Here is a 19,182-nt window from a genome sequence, read left to right as displayed (position 1 = left end):
GACTACGACGTTTACCAGAAGTTTGTGCTGTCTCTTCAGTGGCTAGTGTATTGTTTGTTGGTACACCTTGACCAGCTGAAAGAGTTGGTGTTTCTTTTTTATCTGCACTTGTTGCAGCTGCTTCTACTGCCTTGTTTGCTGACGTAGCTGCTTCTAATTTTGGTGTTGCAGCGGTTGATGTTTCCGGTGCAGTTGAGGCAGCAGATGTTGCTGTGCTCGTGCTACTTGCTTACTAGTTGAAGCAGGTGCTGTTGAAGTTGATGCTGCAGTAACAGCCGGCTTTGCTTCATACGTTGTGGCTGCTGTACTAGTTGTTTCAGCAGTTGATGCTGTTGAAGTAGCTGCTGAAGTTGCTGGCGCTTCTGACGCTGTTGCAACTGCTGCTACACTTTCACTTGTCGTATCTGTATTTTCTTCTGCGGCTGCACTTGCGGCTGTACCAACCATAACAAGTGTTCCCAAAAGTACTGAGCAAACACCCACATTCAGTTTACGAATTGAGAATCTGCTAATACGATCATTAAATAAGTCTTTCCCCATCTAATGGACCTCCATTTTTATCTATAAATTAACATTCTTTTTAAAACTGTTTAGTTTTTCCAAACCTTATCTATTTTAACAAAACCCGAACGATTTTCAAAACATTTTGACTCAAAAATGAGTAAAAATTTTTAGCTAAAATTGTTTTAATTCTGAAAGGATTTTACCAATAGATCAGGGCATCAAAAAAACTTGATTGATCACTAAATGGCAAGATCGAACTTTAATTGTGGCTTCACTGGATCGTAATCGACCAGTTCAAAATCTTCTGGTTTGATGTCAAAGAAATTGGTTCCATCTGGTACATTCAAAACCAAGTGTGGCCGACAATCTGAAGGCTCCCGACGGAGCAATTCTTCTGCTTGTTTAAATTGGTTGTCATAGATATGAAGGTTATTAATGAAGTAAAAGAACTTCCCAACCTTCCAGCCAAAATGTTTGGCAATCATCATCTGAAGAGCTACATATTGCATGGCATTGATATGGTGGGCTACCAACATATCATTTGAACGCTGGGTCAGGGTCGCATCTAGATAGATCTCTCCATCAACCCGACGCACATCAAACATGGTCTGAAAAGCACATGGCAAAAGTCCTTCTGTCTCCTCAAAAGCATCATAATCCCAGAGCGAGATGATGTTGCGGCGATTCCAAGGATTTGATTCTAATTGTTTGAGGATTTTATTGGTAATGTCATGCTTTTTGACCACTGCTCCGTAACGTTGTCCAATCGTCCGGCTATCCCCTACTTCCCAGTCATTCCAGTAGTGGACATTGTATTTGTCTTCTAACAGGTCTATGCTATTCGACTGATCTTGGTAGATCCAGAGCATCTCTTTGATGGCTGATTTAATGGCGATGGGACGAAGGGTCGTGATAGGAAACTCGCCTTTTGAGAGGTCAAACTCCATAAAGGCTCCTGTGATGTACTTGGAGTTGGCCGTTCTACCATCCTTGTACTTAGGACGCGCCTGCTCTGACCAGACCCCTTCTTCCATGATTTTCCGAATATACTCTTTAAAAATGGTATCTGCTTTTGTCATATCTCCTCCTTTAATCTACTATTGCTTTCATTATATCACAGGATAAAGAAAAAAGGAGAGGCAAATCTCCTTTTAATCTTATTGTAATACTAGAGATGCGGCACCGATGACACCCGCATCATTTCCCAAAGTAGCAAGCGCCAATTGAGTAGATTCACGTACTTGTGGGAATGAGTTTTCTTCAAAGACCTTGCGCACACCATCCAAGAGGAAGTCTCCAGCAGCAGATACCCCACCACCGATAACGATCTTAGACGGGTTCAAGGTTGAACCAATATTGGCTGCAGCAAGTCCAAGGTAACGTGAGAAGTTCTTATAAACGATCAAAGCAAGAGCGTCACCCTCTTTTGCCAGGTCAAAGACCGTTTTAGCCGTTACTTCTTCTCCGTTGTCGATCAAGACTTTCAATTGAGAGTCCCCTTCGTACTCATCGGCGTAACGACGAGTCAAGTTGACGATCCCTGTTGCTGACGCAACCGTTTCAAGACAGCCTTTTTTACCACAGGTACATTGGATTGGATCATCAAAGTCAACCGTGATGTGACCAAGTTCTCCAGCAGCTCCACGTACACCGTGCAAGAGACGACCTTCAGCGACGATCCCACCGCCGACACCTGTACCAAGTGTCATGAATACGACATCTGGTTGGTTTTCACCAGCCCCTTTCCAACGTTCACCCAAAGCAGCAACGTTGGCATCGTTATCAATGAAGAATGGAATATGAAGAGCACTTTCGATCTTTTCTTTAACTGGTTGAAGGGTCTTCCAGTTCAAGTTGTAGGCCCCGATAACTGTACCTTTTTCACGGTCAACGACACCAGGTGATCCCATTCCAATTCCTTGGAACTCAGAAGCATCAAGCTCAAGCATTTTCAAACGATGCGCGATGGATTCGATCATATCATCTACGATATGGCTACCTTCATCCAAGATATTTGTTTTAATAGACCATTTTTCTTGAACTTCCCCATCCAAAGTAAGGATGGCAAACTTAATTGAAGTTCCCCCAAGGTCAATCCCAATAATTTTTTTAGACATCTGTAACTCCTTTCAAACTTGTAAACACTTACAGTTCTATTATATCAGACTTTTTATCAAACGCAAAGGTTTGCACGTAACTTTTCTTAACTTTTTAACAAGAGACTAAAGGATTGAAATCCTAGAATGAGGAAAATCAAGCCAATAATATTTAAAAGAAAGACACTAATCGAGAGTGGGCTAACAATTAAGAATAAACCGATGAAGAGCTGTAGCAAGGCAAAGAAAATATAACGCTTGGACAGTTCTTCAACCTTTCTCGAGTAGAAATTGGCTTTTCGGAAGTTTAGAATCGAACGGTAGATCAGCCAAATTCCTAAAGTGACTGGAAAGACAATCGGCAAGGTCTTGTAGCCATAGAGCAGTAAGTAGACCGCAAAAACCAAGGCGACCATACTATGAAAGAGCTGTTGCTGCTGAATGATACCAGCCTGACGCAATCGGTAATAGCGTGAAAAACGCGAAAGGGAGATTAAAAAGAAACCACAGGAAATCAACCAGCTAAACGAGCCGATGTGCTCAATCGGATTGATAAACAAGACGATACCGATAATGGTAAAAATAGTGGCTGAAATCCCAAGGGATATCCGGTTCAATTGATTCATAGGGCCTCCTTATTCATCTAATTCGCTCAGGTATTCATAGCGATCGTACTTTTCAAGCAATCGCTCATTTTCCTGATCCAATTCCTTTTGAAGGGCTGACAATTTGCCAAAGTCAGAGCCGTTTTCATTCATTTCCACTTCAATCTCTGCGATCCGATTTTCAATGGCTTCGATATCTGCTTCAATGCTTGCCCACTCTTGCTTTTCCATGTAGCTCATGCGTTTCTTCTCTTCTTTTGGCTTGACAGGTTTCTCTTTTTCAACCTTGTGACTGGCCGTTACTTGAGCTGCTTCAAAGGCTTTTTCATCCAGGTAATCCGTATAATTGCCAAAGAACTCCCGAATGCCCCCGTTTTCAAAAGCTAGGATCTTGCTTGCAACCTTGTCTAGGAAATAGCGGTCGTGGCTGACGGTAATAACGGGACCTCCAAAGTTTTGAAGGAAGTTTTCCAAAACCGTCAAGGTTGCGATATCCAAATCATTGGTTGGCTCATCGAGGAGAAGCACATTGGGTTTTTCAATCAAGAGTTTTAAAAGAAAGAGGCGCTTCTTCTCACCACCGGAGAGTTTTTCGATCAAGGTTCCGTGCATAGAGCGTGGGAAGAGAAATTGCTCCAAGAGATCAGCAATCGAAGTCGTCCCAACGGTCGTCTTCACTTCCTCAGCAACTTCCTGGAGGAAATTAATCACGCGCTTGCTTTCATCCAACCCATCAATCTGTTGAGAGAAATAAGCCACCCGTACGGTTTCCCCGATAATGACTTGCCCAGACTGAGGCTGCAGTCGCTCAGCGATCAGATTAAGTAGGGTAGACTTGCCGACACCATTATCCCCTACGATCCCGATGCGGTCCTTGTTTTGCACCAAGAGGTTAAAGTTCTGTAAAATCGGCTTGTTTTCAAAAGCAAAACTCACATCTTTAAACTCGATGACTTTCTTTCCGATTCGGCTGGTCTCAAAGTTCATCTCCAAATCCGTCTGGTTGCTTTGACCAGACAAATCTTGCTTGAGATCATGGAATCGATTGATCCGCGCCTGTTGCTTGGTCGCACGCGCCTGGGGTTGCCGCCGCATCCAGGTCAACTCCTGCTTATAGAGTTGCTGCTTCTTATGAAGAAGGGCGGCATCACGCTCGTCTTGCTCAGCCTTTAAGCGGACATAATCCTGGTAGTTGCCCTGATACTCGATCAAGCTAGCTCGATCCAACTCAAAGATCCGTGTCGAGATATTATCCAAGAAATAGCGATCGTGGGTAATGAAGAGCACGGTTTTCTTAGAGTTCTTCAAAAAATTGGTCAACCACTCGATAGTATCAATGTCCAGGTGGTTGGTCGGCTCATCTAGTAAGAGCAGGTCGTGGTGAGACAGCAAAACTTGGGCCAGTTGCACCCGACGACGCAAGCCCCCAGATAGATCTCCAACTTTGGCATTCAGGTCTTCAATTCCAAGCTTTGAAAGGACCGTCTTGACCTGACTCTCGATTTCCCAAGCATTGAGCGAATCCATCTCCGCCATGACCTTTTCAAGACGGGCTTGGTTCTCTTCTCTGTAATCCGCCATCAAGTATTCATAATCACGAATCAGCTGCATTTCACGCAAATCACTGGACAATACTGTATCAAGAACTGTCTTTTGATCATCAAAGTCTGGCTCCTGCGTCAAGTAACCAATCGTATAATCACTCTTGGCAGAAAAAGGACTCACATCTCCATCAAATCCAGAGCGACCAGACAACACATCTAACAGAGTGGTTTTTCCAGTCCCATTGACCCCGATCAATCCGATCCGATCCAAGTCGTGAATAATAAAGGAAATCTCACGAAAGACGGTCTTATCTCCGACAGATTTGGTTAATTTATCGACAATAAAATCGCTCATTTTTCCTCCTCTTTTACTTGCTGGATATAGGCAATGATGGCTTCTTTTTCATTGGCCAGCTCCCCATCGACAATGGCATATTCGATCTTTGTCAAAATTTCTCCCAAGGCTGGACCAGGTTGGAAGCCGTATTCTTTAATCAACATACCGCCATTGACCACCACTTCATGCTTATCATGAATGGTCAAGCTATCATAGACACGCTCAATGGCCAAATAATCCACACTCAAGGCATAGGCTTCCCGGAGCTCTTCAGCCACTAGCAACAAACGCTTCTCATACTTGTAGCAGGCACGCTTGTCTAGGCTTCCATTTTCTCGGAGTTTTAGAATCTCCACGATCTGCTCCACCGTCTTAGCAAAGTCTCTAGAGGTCTTCCATTTCTTAAAGAATTTTGGAATATCTTGAATCTCTAGTGCTAAGACCAAAGCAGCCCAGGCTTGCTCAGAAGTTGAAAAGGTATACTCCAACTCTATGTCAAACAAACGCTCGATCGCTTCTTTACGATCCTTCATCTCTGGCAGATAGTGATAGGCTCCACTTGCTAGCATAGCCTCCAAGCCCTGTCTCCAGTATGGAGAAATCAAGAGCTTATCAAACTCGATGAAGGTGCGCTCTACGGAAATCTTCTCAAGTAATGGCGCACACTCCTTCATAGCGTCAAAAGTTGCCTCTTCTAATTCAAATCCAAGACTGGCTTGAAAACGAAAGCCTCGCATGATCCGGAGTGCATCTTCGTTAAACCGTTCATGAGGAAGACCAACCGCCCGAAGGACCTTGTTTTCTAAATCTTCTAGTCCATGAAAGAGGTCAACAATTTCTCCTTTTTCATTTAAGGCAAAGGCATTTACGGTGAAATCACGGCGCTTGAGGTCTTCTTCTAGTGAGCGTACAAAAGACACGGAGCTTGGACGGCGATAATCCACATAGACATCCTCCGTCCGGAAGGTCGTAATTTCATATTCTTTCCCATTTTCAAGGACCAAGACGGTCCCATGTTCGATACCGACATCTACTGTGCGATCAAAAATCGCTTTGGTCTCTTCTGGGTATGAGGAGGAAGCGATATCGACATCGTGAATTGGACGATCCAAGAGGGCATCTCGAACAGATCCCCCGACAAAATAGGCCTCAAAACCAGCTGCTTTAATCTTCTCTAATATTGGTAAAGCCTCCTGAAACTCAGAAGGCATCTTTTCTAATCTCATAGTAAGTGTTCCAAACCATAGACAAGCTCATGACGCTTGACAACTTCTTTAATCCCTAGATTTACTCCTGTCATGAAGGAAACACGATCATAGGAATCATGTCGGAGAGTCAAGCCTTCGCCTTGGCTACCAAAAATCACCTCTTGATGAGCCACTAGGCCAGGCAATCGAACCGAATGGATGCGCATCCCTTCAAACTCTGCCCCTCTTGCTCCAGGCATCAACTCTTCTTCATCTGCTGCACCTTGCTGGATCTTATCGCGCTTCTCAGAGATCAACTCAGCGGTCTTAATCGCTGTTCCACTCGGTGCATCTTTTTTCTTATCGTGGTGCAATTCGATAATTTCTACATTCGGGAAATACTTGGCTGCTTGCGCTGCAAATTGCATCAAGAGCACAGCTCCGATAGCAAAATTAGGAGCAATCAAACCACCCAAGTCCTTTTGACGTGAAAGGTCTGTCAATTCTTGGATCTGCTCAGGAGTGAATCCAGTCGTTCCCACAACAGGCGCAAAGCCATTTTCAATTGCAAAGCGAGTATTCTCGTAAGCGACCTTGGGCATGGTAAAGTCGACCCAAACATCTGCCTCTAGACCCACAACATCTTCTTTGTGGTTAAAGACAGGGACTCCTGCAACCTCTGTCTCATCAGTAAACGGATCGATCAAGCCAGCTAATTCTAACTCAGGATCTTCAGAAACCATCTTGTAGGCTGCTTGTCCCATTCTTCCCTTGAAACCTGCGATAATGACTTTAATTGACATAGAATTCTCCTTAAACGATAGGGATATACCCAACTGCTAAGCTATGGTCACCTAAGTGCGTCCCAATCACCCCTCCAAAGGTAGCAAAAGGAATATCACCTTCCACTCCTTCTTCAATGAGCAGTTGGCGAAGTGCTTCTGCTTTTTCAGGGACATTGGCATGGATGACAAAGACTTGGTAATGACCATCTGCGATATCTGATACAACAATCTCTACCAAGCGTTTCATGGCTTTCTTTTCCGTCCGGACTTTCTCAAAGACCTCAATCACGCCTTCATCATTAAAATGAAGAATAGGCTTGATGCTTAAGAGGTTCCCAAGAATGGCAGCCCCATTTGACAGACGACCACCTTTGACCAAGTGGTTCAAATCATCCACCATGATATAGGCGGAGGTACCATCAATCTGGTGTTGGACATTGGCAACAATCTCGTCGAAAGAACGGCCTTCACCAGCCCATTTCAAGCAGTCTTCTACCATCATCCCTAGAGGAGCACTGGTGATTTTTGAGTCTGGAAATTCGACGGTCAAGCCTTCAAATTCGTCCTTCAAATATTGGATATTTTGGTAGAAACCAGAAATACCAGATGACAAGAAAAGACCGATAGCATGCGTATAGCCCTTAGCTGTCAAACCAGATAAGACCTCTTCTAACTCTGCCACACTCGGCTGGCTAGTCTTTGGCAATTCCTTAGACGCAGCCATCTTTTGGTAGAACTCATCGTGTGTCAGGTTCTTCCCTTCAACATAAGACTCCCCATCGATATAGATCGGGATCTCTAAAATAAATAAGTCGTCGTGATGGAGCACGTCTTGCGGTAAATAGGCAGACGAATCCGTGATCACTGCTAATTTCATTGATTAAAACTCCAAATTAATACCCGGTAAATCGAGGGCAATTTCTGTGACTTCATAAGTCAAACGGTTGAGCATATTCAAGCAAGGGCGAGCCAATTCTTCCACTTCGTCTTTGCTGAATTCACTTGGTTCATTGACATAACGACCAAACAAGTGGTTGATTTGAGTGATGGTTCCACTGATCACAAAACCGTCAAAAACGATCATGTAGCTTAAGATGACAATCAAAGAAGTCGTGTTTTGTTCTTGATCACGATTGATCAATTGAAAGTTTACATCTACTTTTGTTTCAGGGATGCCATTTTCTTTTTCCCACTCAAAATTACGGGCATCATAGTGGTATTGGCTGACAAATTCTTTTTCACGTTGAATATCCATTTTTATTCTCCTAAAAATATGCGATACGCTTATTATATCATAATTCAGCTCAAGATACCAACGCCGAATGAGGTGATTTTTTCACTTGTACAAGAAGAAAAGGCCGGGGTTTCCGGACCTTTCTTTAAATTACTACTGCTCTACCAAAACTCTACGTTGCTTAGTTAGTTCATTATCTTTGTCCACATCATAATATCTCTCAAACTCTTCTTTGGTGTTTACTTGATGGACCTGTCCATCTTTACTCAATTCTGCCGGAATTGTAATACCTTCATAAAGATTTGTATTAGCTGGAACAAAGAGTTGATATAAATCAATAAACTGTTGAACATTACCATAGACTCTATCATAATTCAATTTAGCATCAAGCAGAATATATAATTGTGAATTCTTTTTACGGAGTAATTGGTAAGCTTTTGGATCATATTTTTCTAGAACACTTCCCTTTAAATTATTAGGGAAGAAGGTTAGTTGATTCTGATATAAGTCATCGTATATGTTAGTGGTTCTTAATACTTCCGTAGTTTTTTTTAGAGTAATTTTTAATTGGCCTAAATCAACAGAAGGTGTTTCAGGTTCTCTTTGTTCTTTTGAATCCTCCCACTCAATTTTCTTCGTTTCGAGATTTAGCCAAAGTTGTCTAGTCCCTGAATTCCTCGAATCTAATTTATATACTTTTATCGGTAAATAATCTTTACCATTAATTTCTTCAATACCTCCTGTTTTTTCTGGAACATAATTCGAATTATAGTCTTCCACCAACTTATAGAGATCTACCTGACTTTCTTCTAACTTTTGATCTCTAATTCGATAAATAGATAGAGCAAAATAAACATCTGGGTCTTCTTTAGGCAACTTTTGTGTCCATCTATAAGTTGAATTATGGAAATAGGTACGAACAATATAACGCTTATTAGATGCTCCATGAGCTCCTAATAAATTTTCTTCTTCATCTGGATGGTACTTGGCAAATACCTTATCTTCCTTAGGAGTCAGTGACTTCCAATGAACTGCAACACCCTTACCATCCTCCAAAAATTTATAGGAATCGATTTCCCATATACCGGTGTAGTAGTCATATTTTTCATATTTCTCACGTTCTTGTTTAGCTTTTTCTTGTTTTTGGTGACGTTGATAGGTAAATAGTCCAAAAACAACGACTGCAATTGCTAGAACTAACGAAGTAGCAAAAATTATTTTCTTTTTCATTTATCTTTTTCCATTTCTATTATAAATCTAATAAATTGCTAAAAATTTTTAAAAGGCTACTCGTCAAAAAGTTTTCCTTCTACACGAAGTGGACCACCGCTACCAATTCCTTCAACAGAATCTGTATCATCGTTCTTAGTGTCTTTTAAATAAACCAAAACACTCCAACTTGAATTTTGGATGTGGTTAAAACCTCCAAAAACTCGAAGGACTTGACCGCCGCTCTGAGGGGTACCATTTCCTACTTCTTCCCATTGTGTTTCATCCCAAGCAATCTGGACAGATTCAACTTTAGGACTTAAAGATTTCACAAAATCTTCAATTTCTTTCGCATGCTTCTTTACCTCTTCTAACTGTTGTTCCTTGGGACTGGCTTGCTTTACTTGATGACTATTAATTGAAAACAAGTTTGGATATTTAGAACAGATAATGGCCACTCCTGACAGGGCAATTACTATTATCCCCCAGATGAGGTATTTCTTCTTTTTTCTCATTGATCCTCCAAGAAAAAATGCTTTCTACTATCATATCGAAATCTATAGAGATTCGCAACTTCATCACTAGTTGGTGTTTTTGAGTATAGAAAAAGGTCGGGAAGTCCCCAACCTTATAGATAGGTTTAGTTTTTAGGTTTACGAAGCAATCCGAACAAGATACCACTTACGACAGCACCGATCAATACGAACAAGATGTAAAGAAGTGGGTTTGAAGTAAGGGCGATAACGAAGATTCCTCCGTGAGGAGCCATGAGTTTCAAGCCTGCAAGACCAACAAGGGCACCTGTCAATGCTGAACCTGCAATGAAGCTAGGGATGGCACGGGCTGGGTCAGCTGCACCGAATGGAATGGCACCTTCTGTGATGAAGGAAAGACCCATAACGATGTTTGTCAAACCTGAATCGCGTTCTTCTTGTGTGAATTTATCTTTGAACAAGACGGTTGCTACGAATACTGCCAATGGAGGAACCATACCAGCTGCCATAACAGCTGCCATAACAATAGAACCACCTGAAGCAACAGATTCAGCAAGTGTACCTGTAGCGAAGACATAAGCGGCTTTGTTAACTGGTCCACCCATATCTACAGCCATCATACCGCCGACGAGAAGTCCAAGAAGGACAGCTGAGCTACCTGACAAGCTTGAAAGGAAGTTGTTAAGACCAGTATTAATAGCAGCCATTGGAATATTGATGAGGAACATCAAGAATCCTGTCAAACCAACACCAAGCAATGGCAAGAGAAGGATTGAACGGATACCATCGAGTGAACGTGGAAGACCTGCAAGGGCTTTGCGAAGTAAGAGAACAACTCCACCTGCAAGGAAACCACCTACCAAAGCTCCAAGGAAACCTGATGATACGGCTGCTGGTAATTCACCTTTAGCAGCACCGTAGGCGATATTTCCAAATGCTGACCCTGAGCTAGCAATAGATCCAGCGATAAACCCTGCTACAAAACCAGGTTTTTCAGCGATTGAGAATCCAATGTAACCTGCAAGTACAGGAAGCATGAAGCCAAAGGCTACTCCACCAATTGTTTTAAATTGTGCTGCTAATACATGATAAGAACCAAGACTAGACAATTGATCTTGAGGCACACCCATAACTTGGTCAATCAAGAAGGCAAGGGCGATCAAGATACCACCACCGATAACGAATGGAAGCATTTGAGAAACCCCACTCATCAAGTGTTTGTAGAAAGCTCCACCCAAGCTCAATTTTTCTTGGCTAGCGCTAGCTTGTGCAGCATTTTCAGCGTGGAAGACATCTGCTTTGCCATCCAAAATGGTTTGGATCAATTCTTCTGTCTGACGGATACCAGCTGCGACTGGTTTAGAGATCAATTTTTTGCCATCGAAACGAGCGGTTTCAACTGCCTTATCTGCTGCAATGATGACCCCTTCAGCTTTGGCGATTTCTTCAGCTGTCAAGCGATTGCCGACACCAGATGCCCCGTTGGTTTCAACGCGGACTGTAACACCCATTTCTTCCCCTTTTTTGATGAGGGCTTCTTCTGCCATGTAAGTGTGGGCGATCCCTGTTGTACAAGCTGTAACGGCAACGATCAGAGGTTTGTCAGATGAAGCTGCTTCTTTGACTGCTTCTGCTTTTTTCGCTTCTTCAGCTGCAGCTTCTTGCTCTTCTGCATCAAAGGCTGCGATCACTTGATCAGGAGTGCTTGCTTGGCGAAGTTTGTCCGCAAAACCTGGTTTCATCAAGTACTTAGACAATTCAGCAAGGGCTGCCAAGTGAGTGTCGTTGGCTCCTTCTGGAGCTGCGATCATGAAGAACAAGTCTGTTGGTTGGCCATCAAGTGATGCATAGTCCACACCCTTGTTTGATTTTGCAAACAAAACTGTTGCTTCTTTGACTGCTTCGTTTTTGCTGTGGGGCATAGCAATTCCGTCACCCAAACCAGTTGAAGTTTGTGCTTCACGGTTCATGATTCCAGCCTTGAAGGTGTCAAAATCTGTCACCACACCATTGTCAACGAGCGATTGGACCATCTCATTGATCACGCCCTCTTTATCTGTTGCCTGAAGGTCAAACAACATCACGTTTTTATTTAAAACGTCTTGAATTTTCATAGTTTTTCTACCTCTACTTTTTCATAAGTTTCTTTTATATAATCAGCTGTTGCCAAATCATCTGAGAAGGTGGTTGCTGTTCCGCAAGCCACACCCCATTTGAAGGCTTCGATAACATCTCCCGTCGTTGCGAGCTTCCCAGTGAAGCCTGCCACCATGGAATCTCCAGCCCCGACAGAATTCTTCACTTGACCTTTAATTGGTTTTGCGAAGTAAGTGCCACTAGGACTGACCAGAAGAGCACCATCACCCGCCATAGAAATAATGACGTTTTGTGCTCCTTTGGCCAAGATTTCTTTGGCATAGCGTTCAATTTCAGGCAATTCCGTCAAGGTAACGCCAAAAATATCTCCCAATTCATGGTTGTTTGGTTTGACCAATTGGGGATTGAACTCCAAGGAATCAATCAAGGTTTGCCCTTCAAAGTCGCAAACCACTTGCGCACCTGTCGCACGAGTTGCTGCGATCAATTGTTTGTAAACGGTATTTCCAAGTGAAGATGGAGCAGACCCTGCAAAGACTACCACATCATCCGCTGTTAAGCTCGATAAGATATTGAGCAATTCTTGCAACTGAGCTTCCGTCACTTCTGGACCATTCCCATTAATCTCTGTTTCCTCATCAGCTTTGATTTTGACATTGATCCGTGTATCTTGGTCCACTGTCACAAAGTTGGTGGAAATGTCTTCGCTGGTCAGTACGTCTTCAATGAAACGTCCGGTGAAACCACCGATAAATCCAGTCGCTGTGTTCTCGATATCGAGACGCTTCAAAACACGACTGACATTGATCCCTTTACCACCGGCGAATTTATCTTCCGAAGCCATCCGATTGACCGCTCCGGTCTCTACATGATCGAGACGGACAATATAGTCAATTGCTGGATTCAGTGTAACTGTATAAATCAAACCTCTATAACCTCCGTTTTTTCTTTTAAAACCTTTAATCGTTGCGGTTCACTTTGATTGGTGATAATCATTGCTCGCTTGATAGGAGCCACTTTGACAAAGGATGTCACCCCAATTTTCGAATCATCCGCTAGGATATAGGTCTTTTTCGCATTTTCGATAATCGCACGCTTGACAGATCCTTCTTCCAGGTCTGGAGTGCTGTAAAATTCATCATCGATTCCATTCATACCAAGAAAGGCTTTGTCAAAATTCAACTGACCGATCTGATTGAGCGCGATCCCTCCGATACTAGCATCTGTTGAAGATTTTACCTTCCCACCGATGATGACCGTTGGAACATTTCGCTCGACCAACTTGGTCGCATGGTGAATCGAGTTGGTCACCACGGTTACCGTTGGATTGACAATTTCTTGTACCAAAAGTTCATTGGTCGTCCCGGCATCGATAAAGATCACATCATGATCTTTGATCAATTCCGCTGCTTTTACAGCGATCTTTGACTTAACTTGAATGTTTTTGATAGATTTTTCTTTATTGCTTTCTTCCTCTTGAAGAAAATGCAGGCTTTCCGCACCGCCGTGAACCCGGCGAAGTTTACTTTCAGCTTCTAATTCATCCAAGTCACGTCGAACCGTTGATTCAGACGTCCCCAGCTCTTGTACAAGGGTTTCTAAGGAAACAAATTTTTCCTTCAGTACCTTCTCGAGGATGAATTGTTTTCGTTCAGACTTAAGCATTTCTCCTCCTTTTGCAATCGATTACAAGGACTATTATACTCCATCTCCAAAAAATGTCAACACCTTTTATCATTTTCTATCATTTTCTTTCAAAAATTCTAAAATTGTACAAAAAAAGAGCAGGAAAAAACTCATTTTGTTAAGCGAGTTCTTTTCCCACCCTCATATATCTTCTTTGAAGAGTTTAAGCAATAAAGTGTCTAAGCATCCACTCTATCTTAGGTATGTCTTAATCATTTTTTGAAGATTGTTTCTTTTTCTTGAAACCAAACAATCCAGCAAGTAGCCCGACGGCAACACCTGTTGTTGCTGCTGCATATTTGGAAGAATCTGCACTTGCTACAGCTTGGCTGTTTTCTTTTTTGGGTTTGATTTCTTCTACTTTGGCTTCTTGTTTTGGAGCTGGAGTAGCCTTTGGTGCTTGCACTTGCGGACTATTGGTACCTGTTGGAAGAACTGTTGGTCTATCCGAAAAAGTGGTTGGATTGCTTGAGCGGATATCCATTGGCATATCTGCTGCTTCTAAAATAGCTGGATCCATTCGTGACGCTAGATCTTCATATTGAGAATTCAACAGTTCCACGACACTGTGATAAGATTGAAGAGTAGTGAATTCGGCTTCTAATTTTTCTTTTTTATTTTCTAAATTAGCCACCGCAGCTGATAAAACTGATTGGGCTTTGACCAATAATTCTGGAGCATTTTTAAAGTCAGAAAGACGTTTTTCAGCAGCAACCAAGCGTTCTTGCGCTGCCTTCAAGCCCTCATGCGCTTCTTGAACGACTTGGGCTTTTTCTGCTTCTTCTGCTTTTAAAAGATCTAATTTCTCACGCGCAGCTGCTAACAAATCTTTCGCTTTTTGAAGCGCTGCTTCTTTTGGTTGGATAGCTGCTTCAATCCGACCTCGAGATACATCAAGAGTCGCTTTTGCTTTTTCAACTGCATGATCCTTGCTGACAAGAAGAATTTTGTAGTTTTGGATGGTCTTTTGCACATTGGCCATCTCTACTTCTACATTTGAATTAGTATGGCGGGCATCTTCTAATTTGCCTTGCAAGATAATGATTTGGGACTCTTGATTGGCCTTGTCCAGCTTGAGGTTAGCGACTTCATCAGATTTTGCTTTGACATCTGATCTTGTCGTTGTAGCACCAGCTCCCTGACGCAATTGGTAAGCAAGTGCATTGGTTGACACTGCTGAGGTAACTGGACTGTGTAAGAAAGCCGCTTCTGACATGGCATTACTTGGGTCATAAGCCACTGATAATGCCGTTGCTTTGTTGTCTACCATTTGGAGGTAGTGACCAACCTTAGCAAAGGCCTCAGCCCCAATCTTCATATAGATGTCATTGGCATCGATTTGTGTTTCGTCTGTCGGTAGACCATATTGAGTTGCTACTTCTTGGTAAGCCGCTTTTTCATTGTACCAAAAGTCTACTGCACCAGCAGGTGAGAAACCATAAGCAATGTTTTCGTTTGGCAAATACTTAAACATATGCCAGTTAGCCTTTTTGAAGTATTCTAACTGAACTTGACTGGCAGGAAGGGAATAAGGATCCAGCTCCAATTCAGGCAAACCTGCATTGCGACGATAGCTATTAATGGCATCCGCAATTTCAAGAGCTCGAAGATTGGCTTGCAAGGATCCAGACTCTCCAACCGTCAAGCCATCTTCTTCACGACCACGCTTGTAAAGGGCTAAAGCACTTGCTGCAGCTTCATTGCCATTGTCAGCCAAGTGTTGCAAGTAGCCTTCGTAGGTTGCTTGACTCAGTTGAACTGGGCTATTAGCCGCTGCTTGTTCTAAGGCTGCCAATTCTGCTTCCTTGGTTGCGATGACCGCTTTCAAATCTGTCAGACGCGTTTGAGCCAGTTGAATATCGCTCTCAATTTGAGCCACTGTGTCAGCCCCATTCTGCTGACTCGCTTGCAAGGTCGCGAGATAACTCTGAGATTCTCGAATACTTTGCTCGACTTGGCTTTGCTCCAACAAGGCCTGGTTTAGCACATTCTCATCATTAGAAATTGGCGCTTTGGCTTGGTTCAATTCATTTTGTGCTACATCGACCAAAGATTCCTGAGCTGTAACCTGATTTTCCTGTTGACGAACAGCCTCTACAACTTGATCATGTGCAGCTTCCGCCTCTCGAACCTTATTTTCTTCGATGGTCACATAGGCTTGCGCCACCTTAACGTCATTTTCTGCGTTCTGAATTTGGGCATCCGAAGTCGTTGCGATGAGGTTTTCCGCATCCGTCACTTCTGCTTTCTTTTCTTCCAGTTCTTGTCCAGCAGCCTTGACTTCTGTTTGAGCATCGATCACTTTTTGCTCTTGGTAGTGGACATCTTTCACCACTTGCCCTTTTTGAGCTGTGATTTGCTTCAACTCATCAACTGTAATTGGTTTTTCAACTACTTCCGTGCTGTTGGTTTCTGGATTTTCATTTTGCTTGACCTCTTCGGCATTTGCTTTGTGATGAAACATACCAGATAGGACCGTTGTCGCAGCCACCCCCGTCGTGAAAACCGATTTTCCTAATTTCTTTCCCATTAAACTCACCCCCAAAACTTAATCATTTTCTTGAAGTTTCTCTACCCCTTAGCATACCACATTTTGTTACCAATAACTAGTAGGTTTAAAAAGTTTTTTTCATAATTTTTTTAGGCAAAAGAAAAACAGCTGACGCTGTTAGTCTTCTTGTTTAATTTGTTCCAACATCTTCTCTTCTTCTGCTGTCAACTCATAGTTTTCTAGCAAGTCTGGCCGACGTTCTAAGGTTTTTTTCAAACTCTGATAGAGGCGCCATTGACGGATATTTTCATGGTGACCACTCATGAGGACATCGGGAACCGTCATTCCTCTGTATTCATATGGCCGTGTGTATTGAGGATATTCTAGAAGACCAGAGGAGAAACTGTCATCCTGGTGACTGGACTCTTTTCCAATCACCTCCGGAATCAAGCGCACCGTCGCATCAATCATGGTCATGGCCGCTAGTTCGCCACCCGTCAGGACATAATCGCCAAGAGAAATCTCATCCGTCACCAAGGTCTTGATCCGCTCGTCGTAGCCCTCATAGTGACCACAGATAAAGATCAATTCTTCTTCCTGAGCCAACTCTTCTGCGTAGGCTTGATCAAAGGTCCGACCAGCAGGATCCAGCAGGATCACGCGCGGATTCTTTTTCTCAATCGCATCAAAGGCATCAAAAATCGGTTGAGCGCGTAGAAGCATGCCTTGCCCGCCACCATAGGGTTCATCGTCCACATGGCGCGCTTTCTCCGCATTTTCACGGAAATTATGGTAGTTGATCTCGAGAAGTCCCTTTTCACGGGCTTTGCCGACGATGGAATGCTCAAGGGGAGAAAACATCTCTGGAAAGAGGGTTAAAATATCAATCTTCATCGTCTAACCCTTCTAAGATGTCTACATCCACCCGGTTTCCTGGGATATCGATATTGAGCACCACTGGTGGGATATAAGGCAAGAGAAGGTCGCGTTTGCCTTTGCGTTTCACGACCCAAACGTCATTGGCACCTGGTTGCAGGATTTCCTTGATCTGACCGATTAGCTGGTCATTTTCATAAACATCAAGGCCGATGATCTCATGGTAATAAAACTCGCCATCCTCCAAATCTGTCAAGTCTTCTTCCGCAACCTTGAGGCTAAAGCCTTTGAATTTTTCGATGGCATTGATATGGTACATATCCTTAAACTTGATGATATCAAAGTTCTTGTGCTTGCGGTGACTAGCAATGGTCACCGTTTGAACAAACTGATCCTTCTCATCAAAGAGAGCCAACTCTGCTCCTTTTTTAAAACGCTCTTCCGCAAAGTCTGTTACAGACAAGACCCGCATTTCTCCTTGTAAGCCTTGGGTATTGACAATTTTCCCAACGTTAAAATAATTCATCTCGACTCCAACATATTATACTCTGCCTAGTATTTTATCATGATATAGGGGAATGCACAAGGGAGATAAGGGGGATAAGGGGGAATTCCCTTGCCTATATTTATTTGATGTTACTGTTTAACGTATAAATATACATATAGAACCTCAATACTATAAACACCCAAGTGTGTTTACGCAAAACAAGAAAGAAGTTAGTGATACCTATGGGAAAAAAGTTAAGCAAACTCCTGCTCTCTACTGCTCTTCTAGCCACAACAGCTGCCAGTCTGACTGCTTTGGCACAGGTCAAAAAAGGCCAAGCAATGGAAAATGAAACGAGAGAAACTAGAAATGTTTCAGCTCTTGACGAAAAAATTGCTCAAATTGACAATCCAACCATCAAGGCTTTCCTAGAATACTATGCTAGTCAGAACATGACCTCCGCATCGTCTCTTCCAATGATAGATGATCTGGAGTCCAATACTCGCATCATCGTTATTGAGATAGACTATGCAGATACAAGCCAACCACCAGCCATCGGTGCATCTGTTGATGGATCCGAAGGGCCTGTCGGTGGAACTGTTGATGCTGACGGCCAATACATCGAGTTTGATACCAGTGACCATAGCAAATCCGCAACCGTTCAGGAAATTCGAGATGCTATTGCTGAGATTCTTGGGTAGACTCATCTTAATATTAAAATTACCAGCTAAAACAAACGAAGTCATTAAAAAATAAACGGCAAGCTCGACGAAAGTTTTACTTATTACAAAGAGCGTCAATTTCAAACTCAAATATGATAATAGTTTACATAAAAAACGCATAAAACCAATGTTCACAGAAGCATTAATTTTATGCGTTTTGACTATTGAAAAATTTTTTCCACTACCTCTTTATTAGATAGGTAATTCATATTATCACAGCTATGCCTCTCTTACTTCCATTTTTTTACAACCTTTACATTGCCTTTATCACTGGGAGAGAAGCGGCCGCTTGAAACAGCTTCCCATTCTTTGAGGAAAACTTTCTCAAACAAAGAAAACTTTTCTTCAATCTTAGCTTGAGTCAAGCCATAACTTTCAAACTTATCTCTAGGAATGACAACATCTTTGCTGTCATAGTCTAGCAGTTTAGCTTCCTGTGTGAGAGACTTCGTCTTTATGTCATAACTAGCTGTCAAGGAAAGCTGAACGTTCTCATCCCATTTCTCCTCATAGTCAAAAATAAGCATCTGATTTTTATTTGCGATAATATTGAGATTGCTGTTTTTTGGGAAATCCTTTGATTTATAGATTACCATCACTGTTCCAGCCTGAAAGTCCGAACTATCCTTTTCCGTGACAAGATCTGCTCCTTTTATTTTCAAGAGCTTCATCTGACTCTTATCGCCAGAACTCACATATTGGATTACATCCTTGTAAATCTCATCAAAAATACTGCTAGACTGACTACTCTGATAGTAAAAGACTAGAAAAACAACTACCAAAAGTAAGGCAAGAACTGATATATAAATTAGATTCTTTTTCATAACT

At 42.5% G+C, this 19,182-nt stretch carries 19 protein-coding genes; 1 reads left to right on the top strand and 18 read right to left on the bottom strand.

Annotated elements, in window-relative coordinates:
* Positions 1 to 153: 153 nt before the first annotated feature.
* From SM122_RS01615 to rimM, 17 genes are all read right to left on the bottom strand, one after another.
* Entirely contained in the window at positions 154 to 540 is a 387-nt protein-coding gene (locus tag SM122_RS01615; RefSeq protein WP_324737742.1) for a YSIRK-type signal peptide-containing protein, read from the bottom strand.
* Positions 541 to 743: 203 nt separating this feature from the next.
* Positions 744 to 1,583, bottom strand: a complete 840-nt coding sequence (locus SM122_RS01610; RefSeq protein ID WP_031573102.1) for a thymidylate synthase — start codon at positions 1,581 to 1,583, stop codon at positions 744 to 746.
* 78 nt (positions 1,584 to 1,661) lie between these two features.
* Positions 1,662 to 2,621: an ROK family glucokinase gene (locus SM122_RS01605; protein WP_021153285.1), complete on the bottom strand. Its 960-nt coding sequence runs from the start codon at positions 2,619 to 2,621 to the stop codon at positions 1,662 to 1,664.
* Between the two features lie 86 nt (positions 2,622 to 2,707).
* Positions 2,708 to 3,226: a hypothetical protein gene (locus SM122_RS01600; RefSeq protein WP_024055631.1), complete on the bottom strand. Its 519-nt coding sequence runs from the start codon at positions 3,224 to 3,226 to the stop codon at positions 2,708 to 2,710.
* 9 nt (positions 3,227 to 3,235) lie between these two features.
* A complete protein-coding gene (locus SM122_RS01595; protein WP_155169718.1) occupies positions 3,236 to 5,104 on the bottom strand; it encodes an ABC-F family ATP-binding cassette domain-containing protein in 1,869 nt (622 codons plus the stop codon).
* Positions 5,101 to 6,312: a CCA tRNA nucleotidyltransferase gene (locus tag SM122_RS01590; RefSeq protein ID WP_155169715.1), complete on the bottom strand. Its 1,212-nt coding sequence runs from the start codon at positions 6,310 to 6,312 to the stop codon at positions 5,101 to 5,103. The genes SM122_RS01595 and SM122_RS01590 overlap by 4 nt, the downstream gene beginning before the upstream one ends.
* Entirely contained in the window at positions 6,309 to 7,076 is a 768-nt protein-coding gene (dapB, locus tag SM122_RS01585; RefSeq protein WP_049472524.1) for a 4-hydroxy-tetrahydrodipicolinate reductase, read from the bottom strand. Before dapB ends, SM122_RS01590 begins: the two co-directional genes overlap by 4 nt.
* A gap of 10 nt (positions 7,077 to 7,086) precedes the next feature.
* Positions 7,087 to 7,935, bottom strand: a complete 849-nt coding sequence (locus tag SM122_RS01580) for a DegV family protein (protein ID WP_003007460.1) — start codon at positions 7,933 to 7,935, stop codon at positions 7,087 to 7,089.
* A gap of 3 nt (positions 7,936 to 7,938) precedes the next feature.
* Positions 7,939 to 8,313 carry a DUF1149 family protein gene (locus tag SM122_RS01575; RefSeq protein ID WP_003001888.1) on the bottom strand — a complete coding sequence of 125 codons (375 nt, stop codon included), beginning with the start codon at positions 8,311 to 8,313 and terminating at the stop codon, positions 7,939 to 7,941.
* Positions 8,314 to 8,445: 132 nt separating this feature from the next.
* Positions 8,446 to 9,522 carry a hypothetical protein gene (locus tag SM122_RS01570; protein ID WP_324737741.1) on the bottom strand — a complete coding sequence of 359 codons (1,077 nt, stop codon included), beginning with the start codon at positions 9,520 to 9,522 and terminating at the stop codon, positions 8,446 to 8,448.
* A 56-nt stretch (positions 9,523 to 9,578) separates the two neighbouring features.
* Positions 9,579 to 10,016, bottom strand: a complete 438-nt coding sequence (locus SM122_RS01565; protein ID WP_070466012.1) for a hypothetical protein — start codon at positions 10,014 to 10,016, stop codon at positions 9,579 to 9,581.
* Between the two features lie 125 nt (positions 10,017 to 10,141).
* Positions 10,142 to 12,109 carry a PTS fructose transporter subunit IIABC gene (locus SM122_RS01560; protein WP_227038269.1) on the bottom strand — a complete coding sequence of 656 codons (1,968 nt, stop codon included), beginning with the start codon at positions 12,107 to 12,109 and terminating at the stop codon, positions 10,142 to 10,144.
* A complete protein-coding gene (pfkB, locus tag SM122_RS01555; protein WP_049474518.1) occupies positions 12,106 to 13,017 on the bottom strand; it encodes a 1-phosphofructokinase in 912 nt (303 codons plus the stop codon). Before pfkB ends, SM122_RS01560 begins: the two co-directional genes overlap by 4 nt.
* Positions 13,014 to 13,757 carry a DeoR/GlpR family DNA-binding transcription regulator gene (locus SM122_RS01550; RefSeq protein ID WP_031573070.1) on the bottom strand — a complete coding sequence of 248 codons (744 nt, stop codon included), beginning with the start codon at positions 13,755 to 13,757 and terminating at the stop codon, positions 13,014 to 13,016. Before SM122_RS01550 ends, pfkB begins: the two co-directional genes overlap by 4 nt.
* 229 nt (positions 13,758 to 13,986) lie before the next feature.
* Positions 13,987 to 16,308, bottom strand: coding sequence for a CAP domain-containing protein (locus SM122_RS01545; protein WP_324737740.1), 2,322 nt, complete (start codon positions 16,306 to 16,308; stop codon positions 13,987 to 13,989).
* Positions 16,309 to 16,446: 138 nt separating this feature from the next.
* Positions 16,447 to 17,163 (bottom strand): tRNA (guanosine(37)-N1)-methyltransferase TrmD, encoded by a 717-nt coding sequence (gene trmD, locus SM122_RS01540; RefSeq protein WP_003007469.1) that lies wholly within the window; start codon positions 17,161 to 17,163, stop codon positions 16,447 to 16,449.
* Positions 17,153 to 17,671 carry a ribosome maturation factor RimM gene (gene rimM, locus SM122_RS01535; RefSeq protein WP_049496362.1) on the bottom strand — a complete coding sequence of 173 codons (519 nt, stop codon included), beginning with the start codon at positions 17,669 to 17,671 and terminating at the stop codon, positions 17,153 to 17,155. The genes trmD and rimM overlap by 11 nt, the downstream gene beginning before the upstream one ends.
* 203 nt (positions 17,672 to 17,874) lie before the next feature.
* On the opposite strand from rimM, the gene SM122_RS01530 reads away from it, so the two are divergent.
* A complete protein-coding gene (locus SM122_RS01530) occupies positions 17,875 to 18,333 on the top strand; it encodes a hypothetical protein (RefSeq protein WP_195326828.1) in 459 nt (152 codons plus the stop codon).
* Positions 18,334 to 18,584: 251 nt separating this feature from the next.
* Here SM122_RS01530 and SM122_RS01525 read toward each other — a convergent pair whose 3' ends face one another.
* Positions 18,585 to 19,178 (bottom strand): TipC family immunity protein, encoded by a 594-nt coding sequence (locus SM122_RS01525; protein ID WP_195326827.1) that lies wholly within the window; start codon positions 19,176 to 19,178, stop codon positions 18,585 to 18,587.
* Between the last annotated feature and the right edge of the window lie 4 nt (positions 19,179 to 19,182).

Origin of the sequence: Streptococcus gingivalis (assembly GCF_035544715.1) — a bacterium.
Classification (GTDB): Bacteria; Bacillota; Bacilli; order Lactobacillales; family Streptococcaceae; genus Streptococcus; species Streptococcus gingivalis.
Note: the sequence above shows the minus strand (reverse complement) of the source record. Positions and strands in the feature narration are given on the sequence as shown.